This is a genomic window from Micromonospora sp. 4G55 (assembly GCF_016803375.1).
This window is the reverse complement of record NZ_JAEVHN010000490.1, coordinates 1-4,705: the sequence shown is the minus strand read 5'-3', so window position 1 is coordinate 4,705 and position 4,705 is coordinate 1. Positions and strand designations below refer to the sequence as shown.

Here is a 4,705-nt window from a genome sequence, read left to right as displayed (position 1 = left end):
GACCGGGGCCGGAGGCCGACCGGGCCCGTCCACGGCCCGAAGGAGGGGTCCGTCACGGCGGTGATCATAGCGGCGGCCGGCCGGGCCGGGCCGCCGCCGTCGCGGGCCGGCGGGTGGCCGTCCCGCTCGCTCAGATGTCGTACGCGGCGCCGGCCGGACCACTTCCAGCGGCCCGGCGTACGCGCCGGCGGCGGACTCGACGGTGTGCGACTCGCTGCCCCAGGCCACCACGAGATGGGTAAGCAGCAGCCGCCCGACGCCCGCCTTGGTCGCCGCCTCGCCGGCCTCCCGGCCGGTCAGGTGCAGGTCCGGCGGGTTCTCCATGCCGTCGAGGTAGCTCGCCTCGCAGAGGAAGACGTCGGCGTCCTGGGCCAGCCGCAGCAGCGAATCGCAGGGCGCGGTGTCCGAGGAGTAGCAGAGCACCCGCCCGCCGTGCTCCAGGCGCACTCCGTACGTCTCGACCGGGTGGTTCATCCGGTCGACGGTGACCGTGAACGGGCCGATCGGGAAGGTACCGGGTTGCAGGCCGTAGAACTGGTAGACGTCCTCGACCGTGTTGTCCTCCTGGTCGTAGACCGCGGCCAGCCGGTCCGGCGCGCCGGACGGGGCGTACACCGGCAGGGGCGGGTACGGCCCGTCGGGGGCGTACCGGCGGACCACCACGTACGAGGCGGCGTCGAGGATGTGGTCGCAGTGCAGGTGGGTCAGGAGGATGGCGTCCGGGGCGTGCAGCCCCGCGTAGCGCTGGAGGGTGGAGAGCGACCCGGAGCCGAAGTCGATCAGGAGCCGGAAGCCGTCCGCCTCGACGAGGTAGGCGGAGCAGGGGGACTCGGGGCCGGGAAAGCTGCCCGCGCAGCCGAGAACGGTCAGTCTCATCCGGTCGCCTTGTCGTTACTCATCGTAGTCGACACGCCGGTGCGAGCCTCGCCGATGATCTCTACCGACGCGTACGCCACGCTGCGCAGCCTACGCGCAGCGACGGCGGGGCAAGAATCATCTAATGGAAGTTGTCATCAACGTGACACCCACGGGCGGGCCGGCGTGGACCGGCCGGCCCGGGGTCGGGCCTCACCCCCAGAGCTGCCCCTCCAGGGCGTCCTCGGCGTCGGCGAGCGTGCCGCCGTAGGCGCCGGTGGAGAGGTACTTCCAGCCGCCGTCACAGACCACGAAGGCGACGTCGGCGCGGCGGCCGTCCCGCACCGCCTCGTGAGCCACCGCGAGGGCGGCGTGCAGGATCGCGCCGGTGGAGAAGCCGGCGAAGATCCCCTCGACCTCCACCAGCTGCCGGGTCCGCAGCACCGCGTCCCGGGTGCCCACGGAGAAACGCCGGGACAGCACCGTGGCGTCGTAGAGCTCCGGGACGTACCCCTCGTCGATGTTGCGCAGGCCGTAGACCAGCTCGCCGTAGCGCGGCTCCGCCGCGACGACCTGGATGCCGTCGACCTTCTCGCGCAGGTAGCGGCCGGTGCCCATCAGGGTGCCGGTGGTGCCCAGGCCCGCCACGAAGTGGGTGATGGTGGGCAGGTCGTGCAGCAGCTCCGGCCCGGTCGTCTCGTAGTGCGCCCGGGCGTTGGCCTCGTTGCCGTACTGGTAGAGCATCACCCAGTCGGGGTGCTCCGCCGAGATCTGCTTGGCGGTGGCGACGGCCTGGTTCGAGCCGCCGGCGGCCGGTGAGAAGATGATCTCCGCGCCGTACATCCGGAGCAGCTGGACCCGCTCGGTGGAGACGTTCTCCGGCATCACACAGACCAGCCGGTAGCCGCGGAGCTTGGCCACCATGGCCAGCGAGATGCCGGTGTTGCCGCTGGTCGGTTCGAGGATGGTGTCACCCGGCCGGAGCCGGCCGGACTCCTCGGCCGCGCGCACCATGAACAGGGCCGCCCGGTCCTTGATGCTGCCGGTCGGGTTCCGGTCCTCCAACTTGGCCCAGAGCCGCACCGGCGGTGCCCCCTCGGGCACCGTCGGCGAGAGCCGGGGCAACCCCACCAGGGGGGTGCCGCCGCAGGCGTCGAGCAGGCTGTCGTACCGCGCCATGACGCCCGCCGGTCAGCGAGCGACGGGCGCGCGCCGGGAGACGGCGTGCGACGCGATGGCGGCCGCGGCGGCGAAGCCGAACGCGCCACCGGCGACGGCCGGCAGGATGGTCACGCTGTCGCCGTCGGTGAGCTTGGCGTCCAGCGCGCCGAGGAAGCGGACGTCCTCGTCGTTGACGTACACGTTGACGAAGCGGTGCAGCGCGCCGGCGTCGGTGACCAGCCGGCCCCGCAGGCCGGCGTGCCGGGAGTCCAGGTCGGTGAGCAGGTCGCCCAGCGTGTCCCCGGCGCCCTCGACGACCTTCGCGCCGCCGGTGTAGCTGCGCAGGATGGTGGGGATGCGAACCTCGATGGCCATGATGTCGTGCTCCTTGATCGGGTGTGCCTCGGTGACGGACGAGAAGTGAACGGCGCTGAAGGTCAGCGGCCGGAACACTCGTAGTCGACCGTCGCCGGGCTCTGCCCGAACATGTAGGACTGGACGGCGTGCGGGTCCACCACCGCGTCCACGATCCGCACCGGCTCCTCGGTCACCACGCCGTCGACGATCCGGAAGGAGCGAATCTCCTCGCTGTCCGGCTCGCGGGTGGAGACCAGCAGGTAGTGGGCCCCGGGCTCGCCGGCGAAGGAGATGTCCGTCCGGGACGGGTACGCCTCCGTCGCGGTGTGCGAGTGGTAGATGACGACCGGTTCCTCGTCGCGGTCGTCCATCTCCCGCCACACCCGCAGCTGCTCCATCGAGTCGAACTCGTAGAACGTCATCGAGCGCGCGGCGTTGTCCATCGGGATATGCCGGGTGGGGGTGTCGCTGCCGGCGGGACCGGCGACCACGCCGCACGCCTCGTCCGGGTGGTCCCGGCGCGCGTGCGCCACGATCGCCTCGACGATCGACCGGTCGATGCTCAGCACGCCGCCCAGCCTAGCGCCCACCGGCCGCCGACTGCGAGGCGGTGACCGTCACACTCAGTCGATCAGGGCGTTGAGCAGGGACTCCTGGAGATATCCCAGGTACGCGTAGACCGACAGTTGGAACACCCGCGAGGAGGTCGGGTCCTCGGCGACCGCGTCGTCGAGTTCCTCGCCGAGGTCGGTGCCGTCCTTGATCTCCAGCCGGACGCCCATCGCCAGCCGGGCGTCGTTGAGCGCCCGCAGCCACGCCTCGGCCGCCTCGGCGTCCAGCCGCACCTCGCCGCCCGCCTCGTCCGGCAGCGCGGCCAGGATCGCGCCGGCCTGGTCGATCTTGGCGGTCTTGAGGTCGCCCTCGGTGTACCGGCGGAACTCCGCCGTGTTCGCCGGGTCGTCCGGGTACGCGTCGGGGAAGAGCCGCCCGACCACCGGGTCGGAGTGGTCGAAGCCGTCGGTGAGCAGCCCGACCACCTCGGAGGCGACCTTGCGCAGCACCCGCACCTCGTCGACGGCGAAGGTGGCGACGTAGCGGCCGCCCTGGCGGCGGAACATGCTCACGAGCGGTCCACCGTCGCCCACAGCCCGTACGCGTGCAGCTGCGACGCGTCGTGCTCCATCCGCTCCCGGGCGCCGCTGGACACCACGGCCCGACCCTTGTGGTGCACGTCCAGCATCAACTTCTCGGCCTTCTCCCGGCTGTACCCGAACAGCTTCTGGAAGACCCAGGTCACGTACGTCATGAGGTTGACCGGGTCGTCCCAGACGATCGTCACCCAAGGCCGGTCCGAGACCGGCACCTCGTCGGTGTCCGGCGTCTCGACCGGTGCAACCTGTGGAGCCGCCATGCCCCCCATCGTGCCACCGGATTCGGCGAACCGATGAACCGGAACGCCGGGGCGGCCCGGATCACCCTCCCGGGCGGCGCGGACCGGGCGGGGCGACGTCGCGACGACGCCGCGCTCAGGCGAGCAGGATGCCGTGGTCGAGGGCATCGGAGAGCACCGCGCCGAGGGAGAGACGGACCGCCTCGAAGCGCCGGGACACCTCGCGGGACAGCTCCAGCTCCACCTCCCGCAGGGCGCGCTGGGCCCAGGACCGGGCGGCCATCGGGTCGTTGTTGCCCGGGGTGCGCCAGTGCTGCCAGCACCCGCCGGAGAGCGCCACCGCGACCGGCGGCAGCACCTCGGAGCGGGCCGCACCGGGATGGCCGGCCAGCGCGTCGATCGCGCCGGCGCCGACCAGGTCGCCCACCCCGGCGGTGCTGGTGACCAGGAGCACCGTTCCAGGTCCCGGCCCTGCGGCTGGTCGGCCAGGCCCAACCGCACGGCCGCGGCGATCCGCTGCCGGACCCCCTCGGCCAGCGGCGCCCCGAGGACCCGCGCGGCGGCGTCATCGATGACCGCGCGCACGGCCTGGTCGCACTGGGCGGTGGCGAGCAGGGACAGCGCCTCCATCTCCCGGTCGAGCAGTTGGGGCAGGCCCACGCAGCCCACCCCGAAGACGATCTCCTGGACCGCGCGCAGGTGGATGTTGGCCAGTTCCAGCGCGAGGTGCTGCCGGATGCTGCGGGCGCAGGTGCGGGTCTGCCGCTCCAGCCGCTCCGACCAGTCCCCCGCGTCGGCGTCGGGGACGACGGCCACCCGGCCGTGGGCGCCGGGCAGCACGGGCGGTTGCAGGCTGCCCCGGCGCAGCCCCTCGTCGGCGGCCCAACCGACCAGGGCCCGGCGCAGGCCGGGATGCTCGGCCCGGTGCACCGGAAACCAGCG

At 72.8% G+C, this 4,705-nt stretch carries 7 protein-coding genes and 1 pseudogene; 1 reads left to right on the top strand and 7 read right to left on the bottom strand.

Going from position 1 to position 4,705, the window contains the following annotated elements; genetic code table 11:
* Window positions 1–141: 141 nt before the first annotated feature.
* The 7 genes and pseudogenes from JNW89_RS28105 to JNW89_RS28075 form a co-directional block, all read right to left on the bottom strand.
* Window positions 142–876, bottom strand: a pseudogene (locus JNW89_RS28105) (MBL fold metallo-hydrolase); the annotation flags it as partial.
* 192 nt (window positions 877–1,068) lie between these two features.
* Window positions 1,069–2,034 carry a PLP-dependent cysteine synthase family protein gene (locus tag JNW89_RS28100; RefSeq protein ID WP_238451370.1) on the bottom strand — a complete coding sequence of 322 codons (966 nt, stop codon included), beginning with the start codon at window positions 2,032–2,034 and terminating at the stop codon, window positions 1,069–1,071.
* 12 nt (window positions 2,035–2,046) lie between these two features.
* The gene (locus JNW89_RS28095; RefSeq protein ID WP_088964834.1) at window positions 2,047–2,391 is read right to left on the bottom strand and encodes a MoaD/ThiS family protein; all 345 of its coding nucleotides are present in this window, start codon (window positions 2,389–2,391) and stop codon (window positions 2,047–2,049) included.
* Window positions 2,392–2,453: 62 nt separating this feature from the next.
* On the bottom strand, window positions 2,454–2,942 hold the full coding sequence (locus JNW89_RS28090; protein WP_238451369.1) for a Mov34/MPN/PAD-1 family protein: 489 nt from the start codon (window positions 2,940–2,942) through the stop codon (window positions 2,454–2,456).
* A gap of 54 nt (window positions 2,943–2,996) precedes the next feature.
* Window positions 2,997–3,491 carry a DUF2017 domain-containing protein gene (locus JNW89_RS28085; protein WP_179806249.1) on the bottom strand — a complete coding sequence of 165 codons (495 nt, stop codon included), beginning with the start codon at window positions 3,489–3,491 and terminating at the stop codon, window positions 2,997–2,999.
* Between the two features lie 2 nt (window positions 3,492–3,493).
* Window positions 3,494–3,784 carry an ATP-dependent Clp protease adapter ClpS gene (gene clpS, locus JNW89_RS28080; RefSeq protein ID WP_088963684.1) on the bottom strand — a complete coding sequence of 97 codons (291 nt, stop codon included), beginning with the start codon at window positions 3,782–3,784 and terminating at the stop codon, window positions 3,494–3,496.
* Window positions 3,785–3,899: 115 nt separating this feature from the next.
* Window positions 3,900–4,217: a hypothetical protein gene (locus JNW89_RS28075; protein WP_238451367.1), complete on the bottom strand. Its 318-nt coding sequence runs from the start codon at window positions 4,215–4,217 to the stop codon at window positions 3,900–3,902.
* A gap of 117 nt (window positions 4,218–4,334) precedes the next feature.
* Between JNW89_RS28075 and JNW89_RS28070 the strand changes: the two genes are divergently transcribed.
* Window positions 4,335–4,705, top strand: a 371-nt coding sequence (locus JNW89_RS28070) for a hypothetical protein (protein WP_238451366.1), incomplete at its 3' end; no start/stop codon positions are given.